Consider the following 25,191-nt stretch of genomic DNA (forward strand, 5'->3'; position numbering starts at 1 on the left):
AACCGCCCCAGTTTTCCCCGTACCTCCCCCGTACCGGAGACACGCCTGCCGATGAGCACGCCCACGCTTCTCGTCCTGGACGCCGAACCCCTCCCCCGGCTGGGCCGGCTGACCGGCCAGGCCCGGATCGAGCACACCGACGCGAAGTCCCTCGCCGAGCGGTTGCCGCACGCGGACGTGCTGCTCGTGTGGGACTTCAGCTCGCACGCGGTGCGCGAGGCGTGGCCCGGCGACGGCCCGCGGCCGCGCTGGGTGCACACGGCGAGCGCCGGGGTGGACCATCTGATGTGTCCGGAGCTGGCCGATTCCGAGACGGTGGTGACCAACGCGCGCGGCGTCTTCGACCAGCCGATCGCCGAGTACGTCGCCGCGCTCGTCCTGGCGATGGCGAAGGACCTGCCGACGACACTGCGGCTGCAGGGTGAGCGGACCTGGCTCCACCGCGAGTCGATGCGCGTGGCCGGAACACGCGCCTGTGTGGTCGGTTCCGGGCCGATCGGGCGGGCGATCGCGCAGACGCTCAAGGCGCTCGGCATCACCACCGCGCTGGTCGGCCGCACCGCTCGCACCGGTGTGCACGGGCCGGACGAGCTGGACCGGCTGCTGGCCCGCGCCGACTGGGTGGTCGCGGCGGCGCCGCTCACCGACGACACGCGCGGCATGTTCGACGCCCGGCGGTTCGGGGTGATGCAGCCCTCCGCCCGGTTCGTGAACGTGGGGCGGGGTCAGCTGGTCGTGGAGGACGACCTGGCCGAGGCGCTGACCAGGCGCTGGATCGCGGGTGCCGCGCTGGACGTGCTGAGCCGGGAGCCCCTCGCGCCGGAGAGCCCGCTGTGGCGGGTCTCCGATCTGATCATCTCCCCGCACATGAGCGGGGACGTGGTCGGCTGGCGGGACGAACTGGGCGCGCAGTTCGTGGAATTGTTCGAGAGCTGGGCGGCGGGCCGGCCGCTGGCGAACGTGGTCGACAAGAAGCGCGGATACGTGCCCGGACACTGACGTCCCAGGAAGCGGGAGGGTGCATGACGGACCTCGACCTCACCGAGCTGACCGCGGTGCAGCTCGTCGACGGTTATCGCAAGGGAGTTTTCAGCCCCGTCGAGGTGACCCGGGCGGCGCTGGACCGGGCCGAACAGATCCAGCCGGAGGTGAACGCCTTCGTCCGGCTCACCGGCGAGGAGGCGCTCGGCCGGGCCCGGCGGGCGGAGGAGCGGTGGCGGCGCGGGGAGCCGTGCGGGCGCCTGGACGGGGTGCCGGTCACGGTGAAGGACATCTTGCTGACGCGCGGTCAGCCCACCCTGCGCGGCTCCCTGGCCGTCTCGCCGGACGGCCCCTGGGACGAGGACGCGCCCTCCGTCGCCCGGCTGCGCGAGCACGGCGCGGTGTTCCTCGGCAAGACGACCACGCCCGAGTACGGCTGGAAGGGCGTGACGGACTCGCCGCTGTCCGGCATCACCCGCAACCCGCACGATCCGTCTCGTACGGCGGGCGGTTCCAGCGGGGGCGCGGCGGCTGCCGTTGCCCTCGGGGCGGGGCCGCTGGCGCTCGGCACGGACGGCGGCGGGAGCGTGCGCATCCCGGCCTCCTTCTGCGGCGTCTTCGGCCTGAAACCGACGTACGGGCGGGTGCCGCTGTACCCGGCGAGCGCGTTCGGCACCCTCGCGCACGTCGGCCCGATCACCCGGGACGCGGCGGACGCGGCGCTGCTCCTCGACGTCATCGGCACTCCCGACGCGCGGGACTGGTCGGCGCTGGGGCCGGCGCCCGGCTCGTACACCGAGGCCCTGGCCGGCGGGGTGCGGGGGCTGCGGGTGGCGTACTCGCCCTCGCTCGGCGGGCAGGTGGCGGTGCGCCCGGCGGTGGCGACGGCGGTCCGGGAGGCCGTGCAGCGGCTGGCGGAACTGGGCGCGTTCGTCGCGGAGGTGGACCCCGACTTCTCGGACCCGGTGGAGGCCTTCCACACGCTGTGGTTCAGCGGGGCGGCCCGCGTGGTGCAACATCTGCGGGCGGGTCAGCGGGAGCTGCTCGACCCGGGGCTGCGGGAGATCGTCGGGGCGGGCGCCCGGTACTCGGCGCTGGAGTACCTGGCCGCGGTGGACGTCCGGATGGAGCTGGGCCGCCGGATGGGCCGCTTCCACGAGGAGTACGACCTGCTGGTCACGCCGACGCTGCCGATCACGGCGTTCGAGGCGGGCGCGGAGGTGCCGAAGGGCTCCGGCCACCGGCGCTGGACGGGGTGGACCCCCTTCACCTACCCCTTCAACCTCACCCAGCAGCCGGCGGCGTCGGTACCGGTGGGCACCGACGGGGACGGCCTCCCCATCGGCCTCCAACTGATCGCCGCCCGCCACCGCGACGACCTGGTCCTACGCGCGGCACACGCGTTGCAGCAGGCGGACCCGGCGTAGCCCCGGGCGGGGCCCATTCCAGGCCCTGCCCGATCGGGGCCGACCTGAGCCGGGCCCGGCCACTCAGCGCCCCACGAACCCGCGCACGGCGAGCCCGCCCACGGCAGGACCACGCCGCCCGCGAGGGGGTCGGGGCACCCAGCCGGGAGGCGAGGGCACCCAGCCGGGAGGCGGGGATCCCCGGCGAGGGGCCAGGGGCACCCGGCGACGGGACCCCCGCCCTCCCCCGCCCCACCGCCGGAGGCCTACGCGCGGCGGAAGCTGAGGGTCTCCCCCGCCGCCCCCGTGCGCCACAGGTCGTTGCAGGCCTCGGCCATCGCGGGCAGGCCCTCGACGATCTGGCCCCAGACGGTGCCGGGGACCCAGCCGACGTCGGCGTTGAGCAGGAGGTTGTTGCGCTCGTAGAACAGGGCGAGGTCGACGAGGGTGGTGCCCGCGCGGACCTCCCGGTCGTAGCCGTACGCCTTGGTGCCCAGTTCGGCACCGGCGAAGGCGAAGTAGCACAGGTCGCCCGGAATGGGCGTTACCGTCGGATTCTCCAGTGGTGGCTCGGATGTCGCGAAGGGCGGGAAGAGGGCGTAGATCTCGTTGCGCGCGTATTTGGCGTGATACACGTCGCTGCCGAGGGGGAGGGCGTCCCAGACGGCCTTGCAGGTGATCGGGGCCCGGTCGTCGAGCAGTTGGGCCGTGCAGGTGATTCCGCGCTTGACCAGCGAGACTTCGATGTAGCGATCAGCCATACCCCCATGGCAGTGCCCCGCGGCCCCGCGGTCAAGGGCGCGGGGCCGAGGTATCGGACTGAAAACGGTCGGCATAACCCCTCACGCTTCGGGTAGCTGCGCGCCCATGGCTCCACCACACAGAACCCCGCCATGGGGTATATCCGACCAAAGGTCCAGGACAGCCGGGCCCACCCGCCGGTCGCTGCTCGCGGGGGTCGCGGCGCTCGGCGCACTGGGGGCGGCCGGCTGCTCCCGGGTGGCCACCGCGTCCGATGTGGAAGGCGGCGATCTTCTCGACCGGCTCAAGGCACAGGGCGTCGCCCGGCTCGGCATCGCGGGCGAGATCCCCTTCGGGTACATCGACAAGAACGGTGAGCTGACCGGCGAGGCACCCGAGCTGGCCAAGGTCATTTTCAAGCGCCTCGGAGTGGACCGGGTGCAGCCGGTGCCGACGGAGTTCGGCTCCCTCATCCCGGGGCTGGCGTCGCAGCAGTTCGACATCGTCGCGGCCGGGATGTACATCAACCCCGACCGCTGCCAGCAGGTCATCTTCTCCGACCCCGACTACCAGATGCTGGACTCCTTCATCGTGCGCAAGGGGAACCCCCTCGGGCTGCGCGACTACAAGGACGTCGTGGAGAAGAAGGCCAAGTTCGCGACCGGCACCGGCTACGCCGAGATCGGCTACGCGGTGGAGGCAGGGTACAAGGAGAGCGACATCCTGATCGTGCCCGACCAGGTGGCCGGCCTGAACGCGGTCGAGTCCGGGCGCGTGGACGTCTTCGCGGGGACGGCGCTGACCACCCGCGAGGTGGTGAAGAAGTCCAGCAAGGCCGAGGTCACCGACGCCTTCAAGCCCATCGTCGACGGCGAACCGCACGTCGACGGCGGCGGCTTCGCCTTCCGCCCGGACGAGACCAACCTGCGGGACGCCTTCAACGTCGAGCTGCAGAAGCTCAAGAAGAGCGGCGAACTGCTCCGCATCCTCAAGCCCTTCGGTTTCACCGAGAACGAGATGACGGATCTGACCGCGAAGGAGCTCTGCGGCGGATGACCTCGGGACTGTGGGAACTCGTACTCCAGGGCGTCTGGGTCACCATCCAGCTGCTCTTCTTCAGCACCCTGCTGGCGACGGCCGTCTCCTTCGTGGTCGGCATCGCGCGCACCCACCGGCTGTGGGTCGTCCGCTTCCTCGCGGGCTTCTACACCGAGGTGTTCCGCGGCACCTCCGCGCTGGTGATGATCTTCTGGGTGTTCTTCGTGCTGCCCCCGGCCTTCGGCTGGCAGCTGGTGCCGATGTGGGCGGGCACGCTGGCGCTTGGCCTGACCTACGGGGCGTACGGCTCCGAGATCGTGCGCGGCTCGCTCGCCGCGGTCGACCCGGCGCAGCGGGAGGGCGGCATCGCGCTGAGCTTCACTCCCTGGCAGCGGATGAGGCTGATCCTGCTGCCGCAGGCCGTGCCGGAGATGATCCCGCCGTTCTCCAACCTGCTGATCGAGCTGCTCAAGGGCACCGCCCTGGTCTCGATCATGGGCATGGGCGACCTGGCGTTCAGCGGCAACCTGGTGCGGCTGGCGCTCCAGGAGAGCGCGGAGATCTACACGTACATCCTGCTGATCTACTTCGTGATCGCGTTCCTGCTCACGCGGGTGATGCGCGGCCTGGAGAAGAAGCTGAAGGCGGGCGTCGGCAAAGCCCCGGTGCGCAAGCCCGACACGGAGCTGAAGCGTCCTGAGACGACCAACGTTGGGGGCGCTGCCTGATGAACTGGGACTGGAGCGCGGTCTCCGACTTCATGCCGCACTTCTGGGACGGTCTGCTGGTCACCCTGCAGATCCTGGTCCTCGGCTCGCTGGTCTCCTTCGGCCTGGGCCTGGTGTGGGCGCTGCTGATGCGGGTGCCGAGCCGCTGGGTGACCTGGCCGATCGGGGTGGTCACCGAGTTCATCCGGAACACCCCGCTGCTGGTGCAGCTGTTCTTCCTCTTCTACGTGCTGCCCGAGTGGAACATCACCTTCTCGGCGCTCACCACCGGTGTGGTCGCCATCGGCCTGCACTACTCGACGTACACGATGCAGGTCTACCGGGCCGGCATCGAGGCGGTGCCGGTCGGCCAGTGGGAGGCCGCGACGGCGCTCAACCTGCCGCTCGCGCGGACGTGGACGGCGGTCATCCTGCCGCAGGCGATCCGCCGCGTGGTGCCCGCCCTGGGCAACTACGTGATCTCCATGCTCAAGGACACGCCGCTGCTGATGGCGATCACGGTGCTGGAGATGCTCGGCGAGGCCCGGCTGTTCTCGCAGCAGAACTTCCAGTTCACCGAGCCCCTGACGGTGATCGGTGTGGCCTTCATCATCATCTCCTACCTGGCCTCCCTTGCCCTGCGAGCCCTGGAGCGACGCCTTGTCCACTGACACTCTTCCCAACCCCGAGAAAAGCCCCGAGCGAGGCGGCTCCGAGCTGATCCGCCTGGAGCGGGTCACCAAGCGGTTCGGGGACAACACCGTCCTCGACAACCTCGACTTCGCCGTGGACGCGGGCAAGCACGTCACCCTGATCGGGCCGTCCGGCTCGGGCAAGACGACGATCCTGCGGCTGCTGATGACGCTGCTCAAGCCCGACGAGGGCACGATCACCGTGGACGGGCAGAAGCTGTTCCCGGCGACCGAGAAGGAGCGTCGGGAGGTGCGCAAGCAGATCGGGATGGTGTTCCAGCAGTTCAACCTGTTCCCGAACATGACGGTGCTGCGCAACATCACCGAGGCGCCGGTCACCGTGCTCGGCCTGTCCAAGGACGAGGCGGTGGAGCGGGCCAGGGAGCTGCTCGACATGGTGGGCCTCGGCGACAAGTGCGACGCCCACCCGGCCCAGCTCTCCGGCGGTCAGCAGCAGCGGGTGGCGATCGCCCGGGCGCTGGCGATGCGGCCGAAGGTGCTGCTCCTCGACGAGGTGACCTCGGCGCTCGACCCCGAGCTGGTCGCGGGCGTCCTCGACCTGCTCAGGGACATCGCCCGCACCACGGACATCACCATGCTGTGCGTGACCCACGAGATGAACTTCGCCCGGGACATCTCGGACCAGGTGCTGATGTTCGACTCGGGCAGGGTCATCGAGGCCGGCCCGCCCGAGAAGATCTTCAGCGAGCCGGAGCACGACCGGACGCGGGAGTTTCTCAGCGCGGTCCTGTAATTGCACGGTGGGCCTGCCCCAACGTCCGAGGTCGAGGCGGTGGGGCAGGCCACTGGCATGTGCCAGAGGGCCTGCGCCGCAGATGAGGGCCCCGGAATCCGGTCAACAAGCCCTCCCGAGAGGCTTCTTGGCGGCTATCGTGGAAGCCGGGATGCACCAGCGAGCGCAGGGGGAGACCACCGTGGCGCTGCAGCACAGGCCGACCGCGCCGCACCACTCGGCCCAGGACGCCCTGCGTGTCCTGGAGACGGTGGCGCGGCACTCCTCCGGAGTCACCGCCGCCGAACTCGGCCGCGGCTCCGGCCTCGACCAGGAGCGGCTGACCGCGCTCCTGCGCATGCTGCGCCGCGAGGGCTACGTCGAGCAGACCGCCGACGGCGCGTACGTCACCGGTGAGGCCCTGGCCCGCCTGGGCTCGGCCGACGGACGCGAGCAGGCGGTGCGGGACAAGCTCCAGCGCACCCTGGACCGGCTGCGCGACTCGGTGGGCGCCGCCGTCTACATCAGCCGGTACGTCGACGGCGAGGTAAGCGTCACCCAGTACGCCGACAGCCCGGCCACGCCCAAGGTCAACGAGTGGGTCGACTTCAAGGTCTCGGCGCACGCCACCGCGGTCGGCAAGAGCCTGCTGACCCAGCTGGACCACGCGGGCCGCCGCGACCATCTGGCCCGGCACCGGATGGCCCGGCTGACCTCGCGCACCATCACCAGCGACGCGCTCCTGATGTCCCGGCTGGAGTCCCAGCCGCCCACCGTGCCGGTCCTCGACCTCCAGGAGTACGCGGTGGGCACGGTCTGCGCGGCCGTCCCGATCACGGCCGGCTCCTCCGTGGGCTGTCTGGCCCTGTCGCTCCCGGTGGAGCAGGCGCACCGGCTGCGCGAGGCGGCGGACGAGCTGAACCGGAACGCGGCGCCGGTGCTGCTGTCGCTGACGATCTAGCGCGGCTCCGGTGGCCGGGGTGGTCGGGAGCACCCCCCGGGACCGGGTAGTATTTTCGTCGTCGCCGGCCGCGGGAAGCGGACGGCGGGAGTCATGCGCCGCTAGCTCAGTTGGTTAGAGCAGCTGACTCTTAATCAGCGGGTCCGGGGTTCGAGTCCCTGGCGGCGCACAGCACAGGATCCCCCTCGCTCCGGCGAGGGGGATCTTGCTCGTTCGCGCCCGATCAGAAGGTGACGTCCGAGCACGCGTAGAACGCGTTGCCCGTGTCGGCGATCGTCCAGACCGCGACGATCACGTGGTGTCCGCTCAGCCCGGACGGCAGCCTGCCGCTGTGGGAGAGCGTGGCCGGGGGCTGCTGGTTGTTGTAGGGCACCGTGAAGAACGGTGTCAGGTTGAGGTCGGACCGGGCCAGGTTGTGGTTCTGGTTCCAGCCCGGCTTGGTGACGTAGTACTTGAAGTCGGTCGTGCGGTGCCGGGCGGTGAACTGCCAGCGGAAGGTGTAGTTCTGCCCGCCGTTGACCCCGGTGGTCGGCCACGCCTGGCCGTTGGGCTGCTTGGGGCTGTCCAGCGGGGCGAAGGAGCCGACCCCCGCGGAACAGATCTTCCCGTCGGCCGGCCCGGAGGCCGGGAAGCCCTTGGGGCCCTCCACGCTCTGCGGCTCCCACTGGATGGCGCCGCACCCGCTGACGGTGCCGTTCTGGCACACCTTCTGCCGGCTGACGGGCAGGTCGGTGTAGCCGTGACCGGTGGCGCCGCCGGACGAGAGCACCAGGGCTCCGGTGGTCGCCATACCCACCGCGGCGGCGTAGATCTTGGTCCTTGTGCGCATACTGCTGCTCCCTGTGACGTGTGGGGAAGTTCAGTGAGCCGTGCAGGTCTAGACCAAGTCTCAGATTATTGCCGTGAGTTGAACATGTCCATACCAATCGCGGAACCATCGCGGAAGCCGCCCGCCCCTCAGTGCCCGGTGTCCCCACGCCCCGCGCAGAACGCCACCGTCAGGTCCTTGACCAGCATCTTGCGCTCGTAGTCGTCCAGTTCCACCAGCCCGCGCACGGTCAGCCGGGTCACCGTGTCCTCCACCGAGTCCACGACCGAGGTCAGCACGCTGGCCCGCTGCGCCGCGTCCAGCGCGGCGATCCGGCGCCGGTGCATCGCGGCGGCGACCTCCGGGGCGTACTCCACCCGGACCGGCCGCACCGAGAACACCTCCAGACCGACCGGCGCCGCGTCCGCCGCGACCAGCCGGGTCAGCGTGTCGCCGGCCACGTCGGCCGCGCTGCGGACCGTGCCCAGCGGCTCCACCGGGACCCGGGCCAGCGCGGCCTCGACGCACTCGCGCAGATACGTCTCGTGGTCCTCGACGCCCAGCGTGGCCTTCGCGGTGTCCCGCACCCGCCACACCACCAGCGTCACCGCCCTCAGCGCGACCCCGTTGCCGTCGGCCGCGGGCATCGGCTCGCTGCGCCAGTGCCGCAGCCGTACGTCGACCCGGCGACGCAGCAGCAACGGGTTCACCCACATCAGGCCGGTGCGCCGGACGGTCCCCCGGTAGCGGCCGAACAGCCCGAGCACCCAGGCCTGTCCGGTCCGGCCCCGGGCCAGCCCGCCGAACCCGAACATCCCGAGCGCCCCGGCGGCCGCGTACGCCGCCCACTGCGCGGGCCCGAGCCCGGCACCGGCGTACGCCGGCAGCCCCAGCGCCTGGGCCGCGAGCGGCGGCACGACCCCGGCCCACCAGGAGGTGACCGCGCACCCGGCCGCCCCGCAGAACCCGGCGGCCACCCCCGCGGCGCCGGACAGCACCCGGGCCGGACGCTCCGTCAGCTCCGGGTCGACCTGCGGTACCGGACGCGGCCGGGCCGCCTCGGGCCGCCGCGTCCGGGGCTGCTCGCCGGTGCCCTGCCGACGGCCGACGACCGCGGGCCGCAACGGCACCGGCGCCGGATCGGGGTCGTCGCGGAACAGCAGGTGGACGGGGATCTCGGTGGTGGCCTCGTTCCGGATCAGCCGGGCGGGCCGGTGGCCGGTCTCCGCGGCCGGCGAGGGACCGTCGGCGTCCGGGGCCGTGCCCTGCGGGTTCGTTGACGATGTCGTACTCATGCGTGCTCCAGCCTCCGCGCCAGACGCCTCATGAACGGATGATCATCTCGGGGCGGCCGGTCAGGAGAAGAGCCGCCGCCAGGTCTCCGGGCCCGGATAGCCGTCCGCCGCGCCACCGCGCCAGCCCTGGGCGCGCTGGAAGGCCTGGACGGCCCGCCGGTCCGCCTCACTCCAGCGCGGACCCGGTCCGGTCGTGTAGTACCTGCCGAATCCCTTCCGCACGAGCTGCCCGCCGAGCCGGGTGACGTACGGATTCTCCGCACCCGGCCGGAACATCGCCCGGCCCGGATAGCCGGCCACCCCGTGCGAGGCGGCGCCCGCGGCCGCGGCCGGGACGTCCTTGCCGCGGCCCTCGGCCAGCAGCCGCCAGGTGCCCGGACCCGGCAGTCCGTCGGCCTCCCGGCCCCGCCATCCCTGGGCCAGCTGGAACGCCTCGGTCGCCCTGCGGTCCGCCTCCGACCAGCGGGGGCCGGGCCCGGAGGAGTAGAAGCGTCCGGCGCCGCGCGCGGTGAGCATCCGGCCCAGCTCGGTGACGTGCCGGTTGTCGGCGCCGGGCCCGAAGGACGACGCCCCCGGGTAGCCGGAGGCCGCGGCCGGCGCCCCGCCCGCCGTGCTCACCGGGCTCGCCGCGACGCCCTTGTAGCGGTAGGGCAGGTACTTCGCGGAATTGCTCCAGTAGGCGTAGGGCGTGGCGAGCTTCCGGGCGTGGGGCGGGGTCTGCTCGTAGGCCGTGTACGCGGTGCGCGTGCCGTCCGTCCAGCCGCCGAAGATCACCACGTGGGAGCCTTTCTGCGGGTCGGACGTGTTGTGGAAGAGCAGAATGTCGCCGGGCTGGAGTTCACTCTTGGTGATCCGGTCGGCGACGGTGCCGAGGCTTCCGGTCCATTCGTTCGTCGGCAGTTTCCAGGCCATCGACACATAGCCCGAGCAGTCCTGCCGGTATCCGTCGGACCAGTAGGCGGTCATGCTGTACGGCACCTTCGCGGTGACCCAGGTCTTGGCCCGGCTGATGATCTCCGTACGGCTGATGGTGGCCAGCTTCGTGCCGGGCGCGGGCGCGGGCCGGCCCGCCGGACCGTGCAGCGGAGCCCTGGCACCCTGCGGGGTGTCCGGCTCCTCATCTGCGGGGACGCCCGGTCGCAGGGGTGCGTGGGCGGCGGCCGGGAGCGCGGCGGCTCCGCTCGCCCCCAGTGCGGCAGCGGTGGCGGTGGCCACGATCAGCGTGCGCCGGCCCGTCGGGGAAAACGGCGGGACACGCGTCCGGTGGCGGCAACCGGGGCAGTCGCAGTCGCTCGCGGCATCGAATTCCTCGAATACGGGAGTCTCCATGCGATTCCCCTCACACTCCCGATCGGAATGTCCGCGGCGGTGCACTTCGGTACATGTCCGTCAGTTTCTCAACTGGTCTCTCCATTCGCATGTTGACGGCCCGAATGATGTAACGGGCCCCCTCGGGGCAGATCCCCGGGTGGTCCGGAGCACCGTCCGGCATCGGGTAGAGTTCTGCAGGTCAGCAGGCGCCGCTAGCTCAGTTGGTTAGAGCAGCTGACTCTTAATCAGCGGGTCCGGGGTTCGAGTCCCTGGCGGCGCACAGACGGCCGAAGGCCCCTCGTATCACACGAGGGGCCTTCGGTGTACCCGGGTTCCGGATGCCTTGCGATCATGACGATCACCGTAGAACCTGGTCCGGTTCGAGGGGCCGGACACCGAGGGGGCGTCATGCAACCGGGGGCTCTCGTTCCATGTCTATATAAGGTGTGTGTCGGCCGAGGGGGGCCGTTGCAGGCCAAGGAACCGACGAAACACGCCTGACCCGCGTGTGGGGGGATGACACATGACGTCGACGCCGACGGGCGCCGGGCAGGACCAGGACCCGTCACAGACCACCCAGCTCAGGGTGCCCGGGCATCGGACCTGGAACACCGGTTCATTCCGCCGGATACGCAAGACCCTGCCGAAGTACGACTACGAGCACTACAGCCGGCTCGCGGGCCCCCTCACCCAGCCCGATCCGACCAAGCCGTACAAGGTCCAGTACCGCTCGCTGATATCCCAGGAGCCGCACCGCGTGCGGGTCGCGCTGATGCTGGCCGCCGCCCCGCTGCTGTCGGTGGTGCTGCTGGTCTGGCTGCTCCAGCCCACGCACTGGACCGAGCGCGACTACCCCGCCTTCGACTGGCTGCCCACGCTCGACATCGTGATGCTCGTGGCGATCGGCCTGATCGAACTCTTCCGCTGCCTGAACGTGCTCTCGAACGCGCACGCCACCCTGGTCGCCCGCGACCCGGTCCCGGTGGTGCCCGAGACCGGCACCCGGGTCGCCTTCCTCACCTCCTTCGTGCCCGGCAAGGAGCCGCTGGAGATGGTGACGAAGACCCTGGAGGCGGCCGTGCGGATCCGCCACCGCGGCCTGATGCACGTCTGGCTCCTCGACGAGGGCGACGACCCCGAGGTGAAGGAGGTCTGCGCGCGCCTGGGCGTACACCACTTCTCCCGCAAGGGCGTCGCCAAGTGGAACCGGAAGAAGGGCCCGCACCGCGCCAAGACCAAGCACGGCAACTACAACGCCTGGCTGGACGCGCACGGCAACGACTACGACTTCTTCGCCTCGGTCGACACCGACCACGTGCCGCTGCCCAACTACCTGGAGCGGATGCTCGGCTTCTTCCGCGACCCGGACGTCGGCTTCGTCATCGGACCGCAGGTCTACGGGAACTACGACAACCCGATCACCAAGGCCGCCGAGTCGCAGCAGTTCCTCTTCCACGCGCTGATCCAGCGCGCGGGCAACCGGTACGGCTCCCCCATGTTCGTGGGCACCTCGAACGCGGTGCGCATCAGCGCGCTCAAGCAGATCGGCGGGCTGTACGACTCGATCACCGAGGACATGGCGACCGGCTTCGAGATCCACCGCCACCGGAACCCGGCCACGGGCCGCAAGTGGCGCTCGGTCTACACCCCGGACGTGCTCGCGGTGGGCGAGGGCCCGAACGCCTGGACGGACTTCTTCACCCAGCAGATGCGCTGGTCGCGAGGGACGTACGAGACGATCCTCAAGCAGTACTGGAAGGGCTGGTACTCGCTGCCGCCGAGCAAGCTCTTCAACTACACGATGATGATCATCTTCTACCCGATGTCGGCCCTGAACTGGATCCTGGCGGCGCTGAGCTGCTGCCTCTTCCTGGGCCTGGGCGCCTCGGGCGTCAACATCGACCCCGCGGTCTGGCTGATGCTCTACGGCAACGCCTCCGCGCTCCAGATCGGCCTCTACGTCTGGAACCGCCGCCACAACGTCTCGCCGCACGAGCCGGAGGGCTCCGGCGGTGTGGCCGGCATGATCATGTCCGCGCTGTCGGCGCCGCTGTACGCCAAGGCGCTCATCGACTCCGTACTGCGCCGCAAGAGCAAGTTCGTGGTGACCCCGAAGGGCGACTCGGCCAGCCCGGACACCCTGTTCGGGACCTTCCGGTACCACTGGTACTTCATCGCGATCTTCGCCGGCTCGATCACCGCGGGCTTCGCCCTCGGGCACTCCCACCCCGCCATGATCATCTGGGCGACGTTCGCGCTGCTGATTACCGCGTCGCCGATGTTCGCCTGGCGCCACGAACTGCGGAAGGCGAAGAAGCGGCCGCCGGTCGTCGCCGCCGACCCCTCGCCGGGGATCCCACCCCAGCACATGGCGCCCGAGCAGACGTACGCGCCGCACGCGCCGCAGCAGAAGCCCAGCTGGGCAGCCCCCGCCGACGGGGGCGACGACCAGACCATGCAGATCGCCCTTGGTGGACTTGGGGGACGTAAGGAATGAAAGACCGTGCCGGCCGCCGCCGCGCCCGTCGCTTCGCGATAGGTACGGCGGTGGTAGTCGCGCTGGCCGGGATGAACGGACCGTGGCTCTACCGCTTCGGAACCGAGAAATACCACCAGTACAAGATCAATCAGCCGGAGTACAAGGCCGCCAACGGCAAGTGGGAGATCGTCGAGTTTCCCGAGAAGTACCGGCAGAACACCATCCACGCGGCGCTGCTGCGCACCGGCAAGGTGCTGCTCGTCGCCGGGTCGGGCAACGACCAGGACAACTCCGACGACAAGCAGTACGACACGCGGATCTGGGATCCCGTCAAGGGCACCATCAAGAAGGTGCCGACTCCGACGGACCTGTTCTGCACCGGGCACACCCAGCTCGCCAACGGCAACCTGCTGATCGCGGGCGGCACCAAGCGGTACGAGAAGCTCAAGGGCGACGTCACCAAGGCCGGCGGCCTGATGGTCGTACACAACGAGAACCCGGACGAGCCGATCACCCTGCCCGCCGGAACCCGGTTCACCGGCAAGGAGAACCGCAAGACCTTCGTCTCCAAGGACCCGGTCCTGGTGCCCCGCGCCAAGAAGGTCTTCGACCCGCAGACCGGTGAGTTCCTGCGCAACGACCCGGGCCTCGGCCGGATCTACGTCGAGGCGCAGCGCACCGGCGCCGAATACGAGACGGGGACCGAGGACAACTACCGCGTCCAGGGCCTGTCGGGTGCCGACGCCCGCAACACCTACGGCATCGCGCAGAAACTCGCCCTCGACAAGAAGGACTTCCAGGGAATCCGGGACGCCTTCGAGTTCGACCCGGTCGCCGAGAAGTACATCAAGGTCGACCCGATGCACGAGGCCCGCTGGTACCCGACGCTCACCACGCTGAGCGACGGCAGGATCCTGAGCGTCTCCGGCCTCGACGACATCGGCCAGCTGGTCCCGGGCAAGAACGAGATCTACGACCCGGAGACCAAGGAGTGGACCTACACCGACAAGGTCCGCCAGTTCCCGACGTACCCGGCGCTGTTCCTCATGCAGAACGGCAAGATCTTCTACTCGGGCGCGAACGCCGGCTACGGCCCCGACGACGTGGGCCGCGACCCCGGCATATGGGACGTGGACACCAACAAGTTCACCAAGGTGCCCGGGCTCAGCGACGCCGACATGCTGGAGACCGCAAACACGGTGCTGCTGCCGCCGGCGCAGGACGAGAAGTACATGGTGATCGGCGGCGGCGGGGTCGGCGAGTCCAGGCTGTCCAGCGAGAAGACCCGGATCATCGACCTGAAGGCGGACGACCCGCGGTTCGTGGACGGACCGGCCATGGAGAAGGGCACGCGCTACCCGCAGGCCTCGGTCCTGCCCGACGACAGCGTGCTGGTCTCCGGCGGCTCGGAGGACTACCGGGGCCGCGGCGACTCCAACATCCTCCAGGCCCGGATGTACCACCCGGGCACGAACGACTTCGAGCGGGTGGCCGATCCGCTGGTGGGCCGGAACTACCACTCCGGTTCGATCCTGCTGCCCGACGGGCGCCTGATGTTCTTCGGGTCGGACTCGCTCTACGCGGACAAGGCCAACACCAAGCCGGGCGAGTTCGAGCAGCGGATCGAGATCTACACGCCGCCGTATCTCTACCGGGACTCGCGGCCGGACCTCTCCGGCGGGCCGCAGACCATCGCGCGGGGAGAGTCGGGGACGTTCACCTCGCGGGCGGCGTCGACGGTGAAGAAGGTGCGGCTGATCCGGCCCAGCGCGTCGACGCACGTCACTGACGTGGATCAGCGGTCCATCGCGTTGGACTTCACGGCGGACGGGGACAAGTTGACGGTGACGGTGCCGGAGAACAAGAACCTTGTTCAGTCGGGGTGGTACATGATGTTCGTGACCGATGGGGAGGGGACGCCTTCCAAGGCGCAGTGGGTGAGGGTGCCGTAGCGCTCCCGCGGGTTGTGACTCAGGCTGCGGGAGCGCTGTGGCTGGTCGCGCTCCCGCGGCGGAGCCGCACATGTCACAGCCCCGCGCCCCTTAGGGGCGCTATCCCTGCGCCAGTTTCATGGCGTAGTCGGGGTACCACTCGCCCGCCTTCGGGCCACCCTTGCATTCGCCGTCCGACTCTCCGGGGCGCTTGACCCAGACGTAGGCGTCGACCAGGGGGTCGGACGTCTTCGTCGTGGGGGTCTCGCCGAGGGCGCGGCCCGGGGGGTTGCACCAGCGTTCGTCCGGGTTGCCCCCGGTGTAGGGGCCGTTGCCGTTGCGGCTGGTGTCGATGACGAAGGGCTTGTCGCCGACCTTGGCGGAGAGCTGCTTGCCGTAGGCGATGGAGTCCTCGGTGGTGTAGAAGTTCGACACGTTGACCGAGAAGCCGTCCGCCCTGTCGATGCCGGCCCGCTTCAGCGGGTCGAAGATCTGGTCGGGGTGGCCCCAGCCGGCGTTGCCCGCGTCCAGGTACACCTTGGTGTTCTTCAGGGCGGCGAGCTTGCCGATGGCCTCGTTGAGGAGGGCGTAGCGCTCCTCGTGGAACTGCTCCGGGGTGCAGCCGTCCACCAGGTGGAGCACGGCGTCCGGCTCCAGGACGACCGTGGCGGAGCGGTCGCCGATGCCCTTGGCCACGCCGTCGACGAAGTCGCGGTAGGCGTCGCCGTCGGCGGCGCCGCCGCCCGAGTACTGGCCGCAGTCGCGGTGCGGGATGTTGTAGAGGACGAGCAGCGCGGTACGCCCGGCCTCGTCGGCGGCCTCGGTGAAGCCGCGGGCCTGTTCCTCGGGGTTCTCCGGGCTGAGCCATTCGCCGGTCGGCTGCTGGGCGATCTTGCGGATCTGCTCGGCCTGGTCCTTCTTGCCGGCCTCGGCCAGCGAGGCGACCTGCTGCGCGGCGGTGCCGTCGGGGTTGACCCAGAACGGGCCGGCCTCCTTGGGCTGCTGCGTGATCCCGGCGCCCGCGCTCCCGCCCTTGTCCTCTCCGTCGCCGGAGGAGGAGCAGCCCGCGAGCAGCAGTGCCGCGCCGAGTATCGCCGCCGACGTCCGCCTCGTGGACAACGTCGAGGCCCCCCTGCTGCCGTACATCCAACCCCCTGGGTGCGTTGCGAGGCTCAATCCTGACATACGCCCCCCGCACCCGAGCGGTTCCGGGACCGGGCGCCGGTTCCTGTGCTAGGAGCCGGTTCCGGTTGCTAGGAGCCGGTTCCGGTGAGGTAGGCGGAGACGACGACGTTGGCCGTGTAGCTGTCGGTGGTGCGGTCGAAGGTGCCGCCGCAGGTGATCAGGCGGAGTTCGGCGCGGCCCGTGGTGCGGGGGCCGTAGGCCTGCTGGGCGTCGAAGCCGGTGCGGGTGAGGACCTGGACGTCGTCGACGGTGAACTCGGCGGTCCCGCCGTCGTCCCGGGTCACCCGGACGGTCTCGCCGGGCTCCAGGGCGCTCAGCTCGTAGAAGACGGCGGGCCGGGTCTCGGTGTCGACGTGGCCCACCATCAGCGCGGTCCCGGCCGCGCCCGGGGTGACGCCGGCCGCGTACCAGCCGACGGAGCCCGCCCGCTCGAACGGCGGTGGTTCGATGGCGCCCTGGGCGTCGAGTCCGCTGGGCAGGACCGGGGCGCTGATGGCGAGGCCGGGGACGTCGAGCCGCTGCGGCCGGGCGTCGTCGAGGGGTGCGTGGGCGGGCGGCAGCGGTACGTCGGGGGGCCGGCCGGCCGCCGCCATGTCGCCGGTCGCGGGCCGGGATATGCCCTCGCGCACGTCGGTGGCCTCGCGGCCCCACAGCCACAGCCCGAGGAGCAGCACGGTCCAGGCGATGCCGGTCACCAGGCGGCCCCCGGGGACGGTGGTGGCTCGCGCGTCCTGATCGGGCATGGTCAGTCCGTCCCGCGGCTCCGGCTGCGGACGCCGCGCAGCGCGACGGCGACGGCGGCGATGCCCGCGAGGACCAGGCCGGTCACGGTGTGCGCGGTGCCGGGGGGTTCGGGGCGGGCCTCCTCGCCGCCGTCGGCGGCGGCCAGCCGGGCGCTGCCGCCACCGCCCGCGTGGACGGGGGCGACCGGAGAGGCGGGTGCGGCCGGGCGCCGGCGCTCGACGTTGACGGTGCCCTCGCGGGCGTCGCCGCCGCAGGTGACCCGCACGGCGTACGCGCCGGCCTCCATGCCGGAGCGGACCGTGCCGGTGCCGACGAGGACGCCGTCCTCCGCGGCCACGGTCAGCCGTGCCTCGGAGACGAACGCCGCCGACACGGCGACCGCCGTCGTCTCGGTGCAGTCGGGCACGCGCAGCTCGACGTCGCCGCCGGGCGCGGGCGAGGCCGGAGACACCGACACGCCCCCGCCGTCGGCCGCGTACGCGGCCGGCGCGACCGGTGCGAGCGCCGCCGCCAGGGCGGATGCCGCACAGAGAGTGACCTTCAGTGAGCCCATCGTGTACCTCCAGTTACCTGGAGACTCCCCCGCGAGACCCGCCCCCGCATCCTGCGCGCGGGGCGGGCTGCTCCGTTCGGGTTACACCGGGCGGCCTCGGGTTTACCGGAGGCGGTGTGGCCTCAGACCCGTTCGACGAGGTCCGCGATGGAGTCGACCACCTTGGAGGGGCGGTACGGGAAGTTCTCGACCTGGTCGGGCCGGGTCAGGCCGGTCAGGACCAGGAAGGTCTGCATGCCCGCCTCCATGCCGGCCAGCACGTCGGTGTCCATGCGGTCGCCGATCATCGCGCTGGTCTCGGAGTGGGCGCCGATCGCGTTGAGCCCGGTGCGCATCATCAGCGGGTTGGGCTTGCCGGCGAAGTAGGGCTGCTTGCCGGTCGCCTTGGTGATCAGCGCGGCGACCGCGCCCGTCGCCGGGAGCGGACCCTCGGTGGAGGGGCCGGTCTCGTCGGGGTTGGTGCAGATGAACCGGGCGCCGGCGTTGATCAGCCGGACCGCCTTGGTCATGGCCTCGAAGGAGTACGTACGGGTCTCACCGAGGACCACGTAGTCGGGGTCGTGGTCGGTGAGGATGTAGCCGATGTCGTGCAGGGCCGTGGTCAGACCGGCCTCGCCGATGACGTACGCCGACCCTCCGGGCCGCTGGTCGTCCAGGAACTGGGCGGTGGCCAGCGCCGACGTCCAGATCGACTCGATCGGCATCTCCAGGCCCATCCGCCGCAGCCGGGCGTGCAGGTCGCGCGGGGTGTAGATCGAGTTGTTGGTGAGGACCAGGAAGGGCTTGCCGGACTCCCGGAGCCTCTTGATGAAGGCGTCGGCCCCGGGAATCGGCACGCCCTCGTGGATGAGGACCCCGTCCATGTCGGTGAGCCACGACTCGATGGGCTTGCGGTCTGCCATTGCGACGAACTCCTGGCGTGCGGTGGGGCATGGGCGGGGGCGCCGGAACCACGGCGTACCGACGCCCCACAGCCTAATCAGGAGCCGGTCGGAGCGACCCCGCCGATCACCTGGAACCGTTGTCGTCAGCTGCCGGTGGCCGACTTCCAGGCGTCGACGTACGAGGTGAGGTTCTCCTCGATGTCGTTCCAGTCGGGCTCGAAGATCTCGACGCCGTCCATCAGCTTGGCCAGTTCGATGGCGTTGGCGTCGGTGGCCTTGACGTCCTGGCGGGCCGCGAAGCCGCCGCCGACCTCGCTGACCTGCTGCTGGGCCTTCTGGCCGAGCATGTAGTCGAGGAGCTTCCTGCCGTTCTCGCCGTGCGGGGCGTCGGAGACCAGGCCGGCCGCGTAGGGCAGGGCGAACGTGGTGGGCCTGCCGCCCTCGCGGGCCGGGAACCAGATGCCGAGGTGGGGCATGGACTTGGACTGGGCGAAGTTCATCTGCACGTCGCCGTTGGCGACCAGCAGTTCGCCCTTGTCGACCTTGGGGGCGAGCTTGCCGGTGGAGGCGGACGGGCCGACGTTGTTGGCCTGGAGCTTCTTCAGGTAGTCCATGGCCGGCTTCTCGCCGCCGAAGTCGTGCATGGCCTTGATGAGGACGGCGGTGCCGTCGCCGGCGACGCCGGGGGTGGAGTACTGGAGCTTGTTCTCGTACGCCGGGTCGAGCAGGTCCTCCCAGGTGGTGGGGGCCTGCTTCAGCTCCTTCTTGTTCTGGACGAACCCGAAGTAGTTGTTGACGACGGCGGTCCAGGTGCCGTTCGCCGCCTTGTCGGCGCCGCTGACCTGGTCGACGCCCTCGGGGGCGTACTTCTGGAGCAGGCCCTTGCTGTCGGCCTGCTGGATGAAGGGCGGGAGGGTGACGAGCACGTCGGCCTGCGCGTTGCGCTTCTCGCGGGTGGCGCGCTGCACCATCTCGCCCGAGCCGCCCTCCACGTACTCGACCTTGATGCCGGTCTCGTTCTCGAAGTCCTCGAAGACCTGGTCGTACCAGCCGTCGCCGTTCTCGCCCTTGAGGCCGTCGGCGCTGTAGACGGTGACGACGTTCTCGTCGGAGGCCGCGGAGTTGCCGCCGCAGGCGGTCAGGGGGAGGGCGAGGAGGCAGACGGCGGTGAGCGGCAGCAGGGGCTTTGCGCGCATGGCGAGGTGAACTCCTTGCGGGAGATGGGAGAAGGGAGGAGAGGCTGGGTGGAGCGGGCGGGGCTAGCGGTAGGAGGCCCTGGTGCGGATGCGGGAGACGGCGAGCAGCACCAGCAGGGTGGTTGCCATCAGGACCACGGCGACGGCGGAGCCGGTGAAGAGGGCGCCGCGGTCGGTGGCCGCGTAGACGAGGACCGGCAGCGGGGTCCAGTCCGGCGGGTAGAGCATCATCGTGGCGCTCAGCTCGCCCATGGACAGGGCGAAGCAGAGGCCGGCGGCGGCGGTCAGGGACGGCAGCAGCAGCGGCAGCCGCACCCGCAGCAGGACGCGCGCCGGGGAGGCGCCGAGGGAGGCGGCGGCCTGCTCGTACGCCGGGTCGAGGCGGGTGATCGCCGCGGACACCGACTGGTGGGCGAAGGCGGTGACCAGGACGGTGTGGGCGACGATCACGATCCAGCGGGTGCCGTTGAGGAGGAACGGCGGCTGGGAGAAGGCGACCAGGATCGCCAGGCCGACCACGACGGAGGGCACGGCGACGGGCAGGACGAACAGGGCGTCCATGACCTTGCGGTGGCGCTTGCGCAGCGCGGCGGCGGCGAGCGCGGCCCAGGTGCCGGCGGCCAGCGCCAGCAGGCTCGCGGCGAGCGCGGTGACCAGGCTGGTGGTGAGGGCCTGGAGAGCCTCGCCGCGGGTCGCCGCCCGGTAGTTGGCGGTCGTCAGGCCGGACGGCAGGACGCTGGACCAGTGGGTGGCGAAGGACGCGCCCAGGACGACGAGCAGGGGGAGCGCGAAGAGCGGCAGGAAGAGGACGAGGAAGAGCGCCCACACGGCCCACCTCGCCTTGCGGCTATGCACCAGCACGGCGGCTCACCACCCGGTAGAGGCCGTACAGGCCCACGGAGATCAGGACGTTGACGACGGCGACCACACAGGCGCCCGGGTAGTCGGACTCCAGCATGGCCTTGCTGTACACGAGCGTCGGCAGGGTGGTGACGCCCTTGGCGCCGGTGAAGAGCACGATGCCGAACTCGTTGAGGCACAGCACCAGGACGAGGCTGCCGCCGGCCGCGAGCGCGGGCAGCGCCTCCGGCAGGATGATCCGCCGGATGATGCGCGGGGCGCGGGCGCCGAGCGAGCCGGCCGCCTCCAGCTGGGCGGTGTCCAGCTGCGAGAACGCGGCGAGCAGCGGGCGCACCACGAACGGCGTGAAGTACGTGATCTCCGCGAGCAGCACGCCCCAGGGCGTGGTGAGGAACTGGAAGGGTCCCTCGGCCGCCCCGGTGGCGTCCGTCCACAGCCCGTTGGCCATGCCGACCGTGCCGTAGATGAAGAGCAGGGCCAGCGTGATCAGGAAGGACGGGAAGGAGAGGAAGACGTCGATGAAGCGGGCGACCGCCTTCGCCCCGGGGAACGGCACGAATGCGATGACCAGCGCGAGCACGAACCCGAGCACCAGGCACCCGGCGGTCGCGGCCACCGCCAGCCACACCGTGGTCCACAGCGCCTCCCGGAACGCGTACGAGGCGAACACGTCGGCGTACGGCTCCAGCGAGGTGCCGCCGGTGTCGGGCTGGAAGGACTGCTGGACGACGAGGGCGAGCGGGTAGAGAAAGAAGACCGCGAGGAGAACCACTGGAGGCAAGGCCCACACCAGCGCCCCAAAGGGGCGCGGGGCTGTGCTCGATGTGCGGCTGCCGCCGCCGGGGCGCGACCGGCCAGTGACGGCCCCCGGCTTGCGCACCACCTCAGCCATGGTCCACCCCCACGGGCAGAAGCACGCCGTCGTCCGGCGCGAAATGCAACGTCACCTCGTCGCCATGAGCAGGCGGATCCCGCAGCTCACGCAGGTCGGCCATCACCCGATGTCCACCCACGTCGACATACAGCCGATGCGTCGCCCCCCGCCACTGGATCTCCCCCAGCGTCCCGGTGAGCCGGTTGGGCCCGTCCCCGAGCCCGACGAGATGCGGCCGCACGCACAGGACGGCCGACGCGCCCCGCGCGGCACTCCCCGTGTCGACCTTGATGTCCGCGCCCGCGAAGGACACTCCCCCGGCCCCGACGGTCACCGGCAGCAGGTTCGCGCCGCCCACGAAGGACGCCGTGAACGCGTCGCCCGGCGCCCGGTACAACTCCCTCGGCGTCCCGCACGCGCGCAGCCTCGCCCTGTCCATGACCGCGATCCGGTCGGCGAGGGTCAGGGCCTCCACCTGGTCGTGGGTGACGTAGAGGATCGACACGTCGGGCAGCTCGCGGTGCAGGCGGGCCAGTTCGGCGAGCATGCCGGAGCGGAGCTGGGCGTCGAGCGCCGACAGTGGTTCGTCGAGGAGCAGGACGCCGGGCCGGATGGCGAGCGCGCGGGCGATGGCGACGCGCTGCTGCTGGCCGCCGGACAGCTCGCGGGGGTGGCGGCGGGCGTAGGCACCCATGCCGGTCATGTCCAGCGCCTCGGCGACCCGTTCCCGGATCTCGGACCGGGGGACCTTGCGGGCGCGGAGTCCGAAGGCGACGTTGTCCGCCACCCGCATGTGCGGGAAGAGCGCGTACTGCTGGACGACCATGCCGATGCCCCGCCGATGCGGGGGCAGGTCGGTGACGTCGCGGTCGCCGAGGAAGACCCGCCCCGAGGCGGGCCGTACGAACCCGGCGACCGCCCGCAGCGCGGTGGTCTTGCCGGATCCGGACGGCCCGAGCAGCGCCATGACCTCGCCGGGTTCGACGGTGAGGTCGAGGGCGTCGAGGACGACGTTGCCGTCGTAGGCGACGGTGACCGAGTCGAAGCGGATGCCGCTGCTCGTGGCGCTCATCAGCCGTCCGCTCCCCGCAGGAGGGCGGGCAGGCCGGCGACCGAGTCGAGGACGTGTCCGGCGCCCGCCTCGCGGAAGGCGTCGTCGCCGTGGGCCCCGGTGCGCACCCCGGCGACCAGTCCCGCGCCGGCCCGTACGCCGCTGAGCACGTCGTACGAGGTGTCGCCGACGACGGCGACCTGGCGTACGGCGTCGGCGGCCTTGGTACGCAGGAACGCCTCCAGCACCATGTCCGGGTACGGCCGTCCGCGTCCGCCCGCGTCGGCGGGGCACAGGGTGAGCGGCACCAGGTCGCGCCAGTCCAGCGCGTCGAGGATGGCGTCCTGGGTGACGCGGGCGAAGCCGGTGGTCAGGACGACGGTACGGCCGTCGGCGGTCAGCTCCTCGACGGCCTCGCGGGCGCCGGGGACGGGGGCGATCAGGCCGCCGTCGACCAGTTCGCCGTACGCCTTCTCGAAGGTGGTGTTGGCGTGCTGGGCGCGGTCCTCGTCGCCGAACAGGTGCCGGAAGACGGAGATCTTGGACTCGCCCATGGTGGCGCGGACGTAGTCGAGCTTCCCGGCGTGGTCCGGGGTGCCGGGCTCGACGCCCAGTTCGCGGGCGGCGGCGGCGAAGGCGCGCTCGACGAGGCCGCCGTCGGCGACGGTGGTGCCGGCCATGTCGAGGACGACGAGGCGGATGTCTGTGGTGGTCATGGTCATGGGTGCTGTCACCAGCCCAGTTCGTTCGCGGTGGTTTCGGCTATCGCGGGTGAGCAGGTCATGCCGCGCCCGCCGGGCCCGGTGACCAGCCACACGCCGTCCCGCACCCGCTGCCGGTGCACGACGCGGCTCGTGTCGGTGCACTGCGCGTACACCCCGGCCCACCGGCGGCGGACCTTGGGCAGCGGCCGGCCGAGGAGGGACTCGACGACGCCGGTGAGGTGGTCGTAGGGGTCCTCGACGGTGTCGAAGGCGAAGGGGTGCTCGTACTCGTGGGTGTCGCCGATGGTCAGTCCGCCGTCGGCGCGCTGCACCATCAGCAGCTGCATCCGGTGTTCCGCGGCCGTGGCCGGCTGCGGCTGCCGCGCGTTCAGCTCGTCCAGGGCGGGCGAGCCGTAGGCGGGGTAGTAGCGGAAGCTGTCGGCGTCGGCGACCGAGGTGGTGAGCGGTTCGCCGAGGGGGTCGGTCTGCATCATCTGGAGGCGGACCCGCCGCACGGGCAGACCGGGCCCGGCCAGCTCGCGGACCAGGCCGCCGAGCCAGGCGCCGGTGCACAGGACGACGGCGTCGCCGGTGTGCGTGTCGCCGTGGTCGTCGCGGACGGCGTTCTCGCCGACGACGTCGCGGACCTCGCGGCCGGGCAGGAAGGTGTACTTCGGGGACCGGCGGAGTTCGGCGCGCAGGGCGAGCTGGGCGGTGCGGGGTTCGACGGCGGCGTCCCGCTCGCAGTGCAGCGCGGCGTCGAAACCGCCGCGCAGGGCGGGGTTCAGCGCGCGCGCCTCACCGGCGGTGAGCAGCTTGTGGCCCCGGGCGGCGGCGTCCGGACGGGCCACGGCCGCCTCGGCGACCGCGCGTTCCAGGTCGCCGCGGATCGGGGTCAGGGAGCCGTTGGCGCGGAAGCCCAGCGCCGGTACCCGGCCGCCGATCTCCTCCCACAGCTCCCGGGCCCGCAGCGCGGTCTCCAGCTCCTCGCCGCCCGCGCGGCCACTGACCCAGATCTGGCCGAAATTGCGCAGCGAGGCGCCGCGGGCCTCCGTCTCGCGCTCGATCTGTACGACCTCGTGGCCGCGGTTCACTGCGTGCCAGGCGTGCATGGTGCCCACCACGCCGGCTCCGACGACTATCACTCTCACGACGGCCACGCTCCTTGCCAAGGGGGAACCGGAGGAATCCGGCTGACAACGAGAGCGTGAACTGGTCGTCACGTTTGGGCTAGACCCGTTATCTTTTCGTTATGATTCGGCGGTGCGGGCGAGTGGCGGTTTTCAGCCGCGCAGGTGGGTCGTGAAGGAGAAGCGGTCGCCCCGGTAGAGCGTCCGGACCCGCTCCAGCGGGCTCCCCTCCGTGTCCCGGGAGACGCGGTGGATGAGCAGCATCGGCAGGGCCGGCGGAGTGCCGATGAGCAGCGCCTCGCGCGGGGTGGCGAGCACGGTCTCGATGCGTTCGTCGGCGTCGCCGAAGGCGATGCCCTGCCCGGCGAGGTGGGCGTAGAAGGACGAGTCCGGGTCGAAGGTGCTGTCCAGGTCGGGGAGCCGGGCCACGGAGAGGTAGGTGCTCTCCAGGCCGACCCGCTCGTCGTCGGCGAGCAGCACCCGCTCCAGGTGCCAGACCGGCTCCCCGCGCGTGAGGCCGGTCTCGGCGGCGAGCGCGTCGGGGCAGGGGAAACGGTCGAGGGTGACGAGCGCGCGGCCCGGGGTGCGACCCTGGCGCCGGACGCCCTCGGTGTAGCTGGCCAGGGAGAGCGGCTGCTCCAGCTTGGGCCCCGCGACCACGGTGCCGCGCCCCTGCCGGCGCAGCTTGCCCTCCAGCACGAGCTCGCGCAGGGCCTGCCGCACGGTCTCGCGGGCGACCTCGTACCGCTCGGAGAGGTCCCGCTCGGTGGGGATGGCGCTGCCCTCCCCCAGCTCGCCGACCAGCCGGTCGATCCGCGCCTTGACGGCGTAGTACTTCGGCACACGGCCGTGCTCCGGGATCCCGGAGCGGACGGGGGCACCGGGGGCCTGGTCGTTCGGATAGTCCACGCAGGGATGGTCGCAGA

24 protein-coding genes and 2 tRNA genes are annotated in these 25,191 nt (G+C 71.3%); 11 read left to right on the forward strand and 15 right to left on the reverse strand.

Going from position 1 to position 25,191, the window contains the following annotated elements:
* Positions 1–51: 51 nt before the first annotated feature.
* Both ACFW01_RS16775 and ACFW01_RS16780 read left to right on the forward strand, forming a co-directional pair.
* The gene (locus ACFW01_RS16775) at positions 52–999 is read left to right on the forward strand and encodes a D-2-hydroxyacid dehydrogenase (RefSeq protein WP_384504243.1); all 948 of its coding nucleotides are present in this window, start codon (positions 52–54) and stop codon (positions 997–999) included.
* A 23-nt stretch (positions 1,000–1,022) separates the two neighbouring features.
* Complete coding sequence (locus ACFW01_RS16780; RefSeq protein WP_384504245.1) at positions 1,023–2,408, forward strand: amidase; 1,386 nt, start codon at positions 1,023–1,025, stop codon at positions 2,406–2,408.
* A 245-nt stretch (positions 2,409–2,653) separates the two neighbouring features.
* Here the strand turns inward: ACFW01_RS16780 and ACFW01_RS16785 are convergent, their stop codons facing one another.
* Positions 2,654–3,148, reverse strand: a complete 495-nt coding sequence (locus tag ACFW01_RS16785) for a DUF3830 family protein (RefSeq protein WP_122619917.1) — start codon at positions 3,146–3,148, stop codon at positions 2,654–2,656.
* A 106-nt stretch (positions 3,149–3,254) separates the two neighbouring features.
* Between ACFW01_RS16785 and ehuB the strand changes: the two genes are divergently transcribed.
* The 6 genes from ehuB to ACFW01_RS16815 all read left to right on the forward strand — a co-directional run bounded on the left by ehuB (position 3,255) and on the right by ACFW01_RS16815 (position 7,428).
* The gene (gene ehuB, locus ACFW01_RS16790; RefSeq protein ID WP_234959627.1) at positions 3,255–4,184 is read left to right on the forward strand and encodes an ectoine/hydroxyectoine ABC transporter substrate-binding protein EhuB; all 930 of its coding nucleotides are present in this window, start codon (positions 3,255–3,257) and stop codon (positions 4,182–4,184) included.
* The gene (ehuC, locus tag ACFW01_RS16795) at positions 4,181–4,894 is read left to right on the forward strand and encodes an ectoine/hydroxyectoine ABC transporter permease subunit EhuC (RefSeq protein WP_234959626.1); all 714 of its coding nucleotides are present in this window, start codon (positions 4,181–4,183) and stop codon (positions 4,892–4,894) included. Before ehuB ends, ehuC begins: the two co-directional genes overlap by 4 nt.
* Positions 4,894–5,544: an ectoine/hydroxyectoine ABC transporter permease subunit EhuD gene (gene ehuD, locus ACFW01_RS16800; protein ID WP_161331220.1), complete on the forward strand. Its 651-nt coding sequence runs from the start codon at positions 4,894–4,896 to the stop codon at positions 5,542–5,544. Before ehuC ends, ehuD begins: the two co-directional genes overlap by 1 nt.
* Positions 5,534–6,319 (forward strand): ectoine/hydroxyectoine ABC transporter ATP-binding protein EhuA, encoded by a 786-nt coding sequence (ehuA, locus tag ACFW01_RS16805; protein ID WP_234959625.1) that lies wholly within the window; start codon positions 5,534–5,536, stop codon positions 6,317–6,319. Before ehuD ends, ehuA begins: the two co-directional genes overlap by 11 nt.
* 181 nt (positions 6,320–6,500) lie before the next feature.
* Complete coding sequence (locus ACFW01_RS16810) at positions 6,501–7,259, forward strand: IclR family transcriptional regulator C-terminal domain-containing protein (protein ID WP_234959772.1); 759 nt, start codon at positions 6,501–6,503, stop codon at positions 7,257–7,259.
* Between the two features lie 95 nt (positions 7,260–7,354).
* Positions 7,355–7,428, forward strand: a tRNA-Lys gene (locus ACFW01_RS16815).
* 54 nt (positions 7,429–7,482) lie between these two features.
* Here ACFW01_RS16815 and ACFW01_RS16820 read toward each other — a convergent pair.
* The 3 genes from ACFW01_RS16820 to ACFW01_RS16830 all read right to left on the reverse strand — a co-directional run bounded on the left by ACFW01_RS16820 (position 7,483) and on the right by ACFW01_RS16830 (position 10,691).
* A complete protein-coding gene (locus ACFW01_RS16820) occupies positions 7,483–8,088 on the reverse strand; it encodes a lytic polysaccharide monooxygenase (protein WP_234959624.1) in 606 nt (201 codons plus the stop codon).
* Between the two features lie 128 nt (positions 8,089–8,216).
* Complete coding sequence (locus ACFW01_RS16825) at positions 8,217–9,362, reverse strand: SPFH domain-containing protein (RefSeq protein ID WP_234959623.1); 1,146 nt, start codon at positions 9,360–9,362, stop codon at positions 8,217–8,219.
* Positions 9,363–9,422: 60 nt separating this feature from the next.
* Positions 9,423–10,691 (reverse strand): peptidoglycan-binding protein, encoded by a 1,269-nt coding sequence (locus tag ACFW01_RS16830; protein WP_234959622.1) that lies wholly within the window; start codon positions 10,689–10,691, stop codon positions 9,423–9,425.
* 188 nt (positions 10,692–10,879) lie between these two features.
* Between ACFW01_RS16830 and ACFW01_RS16835 the strand changes: the two genes are divergently transcribed.
* From ACFW01_RS16835 to ACFW01_RS16845, 3 genes are all read left to right on the forward strand, one after another.
* Positions 10,880–10,953, forward strand: a tRNA-Lys gene (locus tag ACFW01_RS16835).
* Positions 10,954–11,196: 243 nt separating this feature from the next.
* Positions 11,197–13,170 carry a glycosyltransferase family 2 protein gene (locus ACFW01_RS16840; protein WP_234959621.1) on the forward strand — a complete coding sequence of 658 codons (1,974 nt, stop codon included), beginning with the start codon at positions 11,197–11,199 and terminating at the stop codon, positions 13,168–13,170.
* On the forward strand, positions 13,167–15,104 hold the full coding sequence (locus ACFW01_RS16845; RefSeq protein ID WP_384504250.1) for a galactose oxidase-like domain-containing protein: 1,938 nt from the start codon (positions 13,167–13,169) through the stop codon (positions 15,102–15,104). The genes ACFW01_RS16840 and ACFW01_RS16845 overlap by 4 nt, the downstream gene beginning before the upstream one ends.
* Before the next feature lie 99 nt (positions 15,105–15,203).
* Here the strand turns inward: ACFW01_RS16845 and ACFW01_RS16850 are convergent, their stop codons facing one another.
* From ACFW01_RS16850 to ACFW01_RS16900, 11 genes are all read right to left on the reverse strand, one after another.
* A complete protein-coding gene (locus tag ACFW01_RS16850) occupies positions 15,204–16,229 on the reverse strand; it encodes a glycoside hydrolase family 6 protein (RefSeq protein WP_384504252.1) in 1,026 nt (341 codons plus the stop codon).
* Between the two features lie 107 nt (positions 16,230–16,336).
* The gene (locus ACFW01_RS16855; protein ID WP_234959618.1) at positions 16,337–17,011 is read right to left on the reverse strand and encodes a class F sortase; all 675 of its coding nucleotides are present in this window, start codon (positions 17,009–17,011) and stop codon (positions 16,337–16,339) included.
* Positions 17,012–17,013: 2 nt separating this feature from the next.
* On the reverse strand, positions 17,014–17,565 hold the full coding sequence (locus tag ACFW01_RS16860) for a hypothetical protein (protein ID WP_384504254.1): 552 nt from the start codon (positions 17,563–17,565) through the stop codon (positions 17,014–17,016).
* 122 nt (positions 17,566–17,687) lie between these two features.
* The gene (locus tag ACFW01_RS16865) at positions 17,688–18,467 is read right to left on the reverse strand and encodes an HAD-IIA family hydrolase (RefSeq protein WP_234959616.1); all 780 of its coding nucleotides are present in this window, start codon (positions 18,465–18,467) and stop codon (positions 17,688–17,690) included.
* Positions 18,468–18,592: 125 nt separating this feature from the next.
* A complete protein-coding gene (locus ACFW01_RS16870; protein ID WP_384504256.1) occupies positions 18,593–19,645 on the reverse strand; it encodes a 2-aminoethylphosphonate ABC transporter substrate-binding protein in 1,053 nt (350 codons plus the stop codon).
* 63 nt (positions 19,646–19,708) lie between these two features.
* Positions 19,709–20,506 carry an ABC transporter permease subunit gene (locus tag ACFW01_RS16875; protein ID WP_234959614.1) on the reverse strand — a complete coding sequence of 266 codons (798 nt, stop codon included), beginning with the start codon at positions 20,504–20,506 and terminating at the stop codon, positions 19,709–19,711.
* Positions 20,493–21,398: a 2-aminoethylphosphonate ABC transporter permease subunit gene (locus ACFW01_RS16880; RefSeq protein WP_234959613.1), complete on the reverse strand. Its 906-nt coding sequence runs from the start codon at positions 21,396–21,398 to the stop codon at positions 20,493–20,495. Before ACFW01_RS16880 ends, ACFW01_RS16875 begins: the two co-directional genes overlap by 14 nt.
* Positions 21,391–22,452: an ABC transporter ATP-binding protein gene (locus ACFW01_RS16885; protein WP_384504258.1), complete on the reverse strand. Its 1,062-nt coding sequence runs from the start codon at positions 22,450–22,452 to the stop codon at positions 21,391–21,393. Before ACFW01_RS16885 ends, ACFW01_RS16880 begins: the two co-directional genes overlap by 8 nt.
* Complete coding sequence (locus ACFW01_RS16890) at positions 22,452–23,153, reverse strand: HAD family hydrolase (protein WP_384504260.1); 702 nt, start codon at positions 23,151–23,153, stop codon at positions 22,452–22,454. Before ACFW01_RS16890 ends, ACFW01_RS16885 begins: the two co-directional genes overlap by 1 nt.
* A gap of 8 nt (positions 23,154–23,161) precedes the next feature.
* Positions 23,162–24,286 carry a TIGR03364 family FAD-dependent oxidoreductase gene (locus tag ACFW01_RS16895; protein WP_384504262.1) on the reverse strand — a complete coding sequence of 375 codons (1,125 nt, stop codon included), beginning with the start codon at positions 24,284–24,286 and terminating at the stop codon, positions 23,162–23,164.
* 132 nt (positions 24,287–24,418) lie between these two features.
* Complete coding sequence (locus ACFW01_RS16900; protein WP_234959609.1) at positions 24,419–25,174, reverse strand: GntR family transcriptional regulator; 756 nt, start codon at positions 25,172–25,174, stop codon at positions 24,419–24,421.
* Positions 25,175–25,191: the final 17 nt, after the last annotated feature.

It is taken from the genome of Streptomyces sp. NPDC058985, from assembly GCF_042740985.1.
GTDB lineage: Bacteria > Actinomycetota > Actinomycetes > Streptomycetales > Streptomycetaceae > Streptomyces.

What these genes read in the sequence shown, in the direction of transcription:
- ACFW01_RS16775 (WP_384504243.1), top strand. Translation starts at nt 52, where the DNA reads ATGAGCACGCCCACGCTTCTCGTCCTGGACGCCGAACCCCTCCCCCGG.
- ACFW01_RS16780 (WP_384504245.1), top strand. Translation starts at nt 1,023, where the DNA reads ATGACGGACCTCGACCTCACCGAGCTGACCGCGGTGCAGCTCGTCGAC.
- ACFW01_RS16785 (WP_122619917.1), bottom strand. Translation starts at nt 3,148, where the DNA reads ATGGCTGATCGCTACATCGAAGTCTCGCTGGTCAAGCGCGGAATCACC.
- ehuB (WP_234959627.1), top strand. Translation starts at nt 3,255, where the DNA reads ATGGCTCCACCACACAGAACCCCGCCATGGGGTATATCCGACCAAAGG.
- ehuC (WP_234959626.1), top strand. Translation starts at nt 4,181, where the DNA reads ATGACCTCGGGACTGTGGGAACTCGTACTCCAGGGCGTCTGGGTCACC.
- ehuD (WP_161331220.1), top strand. Translation starts at nt 4,894, where the DNA reads ATGAACTGGGACTGGAGCGCGGTCTCCGACTTCATGCCGCACTTCTGG.
- ACFW01_RS16820 (WP_234959624.1), bottom strand. Translation starts at nt 8,088, where the DNA reads ATGCGCACAAGGACCAAGATCTACGCCGCCGCGGTGGGTATGGCGACC.
- ACFW01_RS16825 (WP_234959623.1), bottom strand. Translation starts at nt 9,362, where the DNA reads ATGAGTACGACATCGTCAACGAACCCGCAGGGCACGGCCCCGGACGCC.
- ACFW01_RS16830 (WP_234959622.1), bottom strand. Translation starts at nt 10,691, where the DNA reads ATGGAGACTCCCGTATTCGAGGAATTCGATGCCGCGAGCGACTGCGAC.
- ACFW01_RS16840 (WP_234959621.1), top strand. Translation starts at nt 11,197, where the DNA reads ATGACGTCGACGCCGACGGGCGCCGGGCAGGACCAGGACCCGTCACAG.
- ACFW01_RS16845 (WP_384504250.1), top strand. Translation starts at nt 13,167, where the DNA reads ATGAAAGACCGTGCCGGCCGCCGCCGCGCCCGTCGCTTCGCGATAGGT.
- ACFW01_RS16850 (WP_384504252.1), bottom strand. Translation starts at nt 16,229, where the DNA reads ATGTACGGCAGCAGGGGGGCCTCGACGTTGTCCACGAGGCGGACGTCG.
- ACFW01_RS16855 (WP_234959618.1), bottom strand. Translation starts at nt 17,011, where the DNA reads ATGCCCGATCAGGACGCGCGAGCCACCACCGTCCCCGGGGGCCGCCTG.
- ACFW01_RS16860 (WP_384504254.1), bottom strand. Translation starts at nt 17,565, where the DNA reads ATGGGCTCACTGAAGGTCACTCTCTGTGCGGCATCCGCCCTGGCGGCG.
- ACFW01_RS16865 (WP_234959616.1), bottom strand. Translation starts at nt 18,467, where the DNA reads ATGGCAGACCGCAAGCCCATCGAGTCGTGGCTCACCGACATGGACGGG.
- ACFW01_RS16870 (WP_384504256.1), bottom strand. Translation starts at nt 19,645, where the DNA reads ATGCGCGCAAAGCCCCTGCTGCCGCTCACCGCCGTCTGCCTCCTCGCC.
- ACFW01_RS16880 (WP_234959613.1), bottom strand. Translation starts at nt 21,398, where the DNA reads ATGGCTGAGGTGGTGCGCAAGCCGGGGGCCGTCACTGGCCGGTCGCGC.
- ACFW01_RS16885 (WP_384504258.1), bottom strand. Translation starts at nt 22,452, where the DNA reads ATGAGCGCCACGAGCAGCGGCATCCGCTTCGACTCGGTCACCGTCGCC.
- ACFW01_RS16890 (WP_384504260.1), bottom strand. Translation starts at nt 23,153, where the DNA reads ATGACCATGACCACCACAGACATCCGCCTCGTCGTCCTCGACATGGCC.